The sequence below is a fragment of the Curtobacterium sp. PhB128 genome, from assembly GCF_004340725.1.
Taxonomy (GTDB): domain Bacteria; phylum Actinomycetota; class Actinomycetes; order Actinomycetales; family Microbacteriaceae; genus Curtobacterium.
This window is the reverse complement of sequence record NZ_SLUR01000023.1, coordinates 1-1,406: the sequence shown is the minus strand read 5'-3', so window position 1 is coordinate 1,406 and position 1,406 is coordinate 1. Positions and strand designations below refer to the sequence as shown.

Annotated in this window: 2 protein-coding genes; both read right to left on the bottom strand. The window is 64.9% G+C overall.

Features of this window, described 5'->3' with window-relative positions; genetic code table 11:
• Positions 1 to 19: 19 nt before the first annotated feature.
• Positions 20 to 868, bottom strand: a complete 849-nt coding sequence (locus EDF23_RS19035) for an IS3 family transposase (protein ID WP_131922793.1) — start codon at positions 866 to 868, stop codon at positions 20 to 22.
• On the bottom strand, positions 865 to 1,188 hold the full coding sequence (locus tag EDF23_RS19695; protein WP_173171128.1) for a helix-turn-helix domain-containing protein: 324 nt from the start codon (positions 1,186 to 1,188) through the stop codon (positions 865 to 867). Before EDF23_RS19695 ends, EDF23_RS19035 begins: the two co-directional genes overlap by 4 nt.
• Between the last annotated feature and the right edge of the window lie 218 nt (positions 1,189 to 1,406).

Below are 1,406 nucleotides of genomic sequence, written 5' to 3'. Positions count from 1 at the left end.
GTTGGACCGTGAAGTCAGATTAGGCCGCGAGGGCGTGAGCTCGGTATTGAACCGGGCTCATGCCCTCGAGTCGTGCCTGGGAGCGGTCGGTGTTCCACCAGGTGATGTAGTCGTGGATCGCGGTGTCGAGCGTGGTGATGCTGTCGAAACGGGTTGGGTGGAACATCTCGGCTTTCAGATGGCCGAAGAAGTTCTCGATGATCGCGTTGTCGTGGCAGTTGCCCTTTCGCGACATCGACTGGGACGCGCCGGCAGCTGCCAGCAGTGACCGCCAGGACCGGTGCTGGTAGTGGATGCCCTGGTCCGAGTGCACCAGCGGTGCCGCCCCGAGTGCGGTGTGGAGTGCGTCGCGGAGCGAGCCGTGGGTGAGTTCCAGGGTCGGGGACGTTCCGGTTCGATAGGCGATGATCTGCCGGTCGAAGAGGTCCATCACTGGTGACAGGTAGAGCTTGTGCTCACCGACCCGGAACTCCGTCACGTCCGTGACCCATTTCTGGTTCGGCGCTGTCGAGGTGAAGTCCCGGTTCAGCAGGTTCGCTGCAACCTTGCCGACCTCGCCGCCGTAGGACGAGTATCGGCGTCGACGACGCACCAGGCAGACCAGGTCGTGGCGTCGCATCAACGCCAGGACCGTCTTCTTCGCCACTGGCCCGGTCCGGCGGAGCTCGGCGTGGATCCGCCGATGCCCATACCGGCCCTTGGTGCGGACGAAGATCGCGCGGATCGCGTCCGCGGTGTCAGCGTGCCGGTCAGGTTCACGCGAGCGGGCTTGCTGGTAGAAGAACGTGGAGCGGGCAAGACCGGCGATCTGCAGCAGCGTCTGGAGTGAGTGTTCGGCCTTGCAAGCGGCAACGGCTGCGGTCTTCACCGACGCCGTTGCTGCGCCTGCAAGGCCCGCAATTTTCCCAAGTACGCGTTCTCGGCCCGTAAGTACTCGTTCTCCCGCCGGAGTCGTTCCAGCTCGCTGAGCTCGGTGTCCGGCTTCGCTTTCGGGCGGCCCGTTGGGCGCGGCCGGAGGGCGTCCTCACCGTCCTTGCGAACCTGGTTCGCCCATTTGCGCAGCAGCAGCGCTGAGGAGAGCCCTCCCTCGGAGGCGAGCGCATCGGCTGGTTCCCCGGCAAGGAATCGGCGCACGAGGTCACGTTTCACCTCGAACGAGTACGAGCGTCTGGGGGAATCCACGAGCACCTCCGGACCATGCAGCAACCACCGTTGATGCAAGCGTCGCACCGGTTTCCGTGTCACTCCTAGCCGACGAGCCGTCGCCCAATCACTCAACCCCCGACCGAACCACTCCACCGCAGCCACCCGCTGCGCACTCGTCAACGACGACGCGGTACCACCCACACGAACCATCCCCGGATCTCGAACCGACTAATCAGTCCAAGAACCGGGGACCAGTCCAC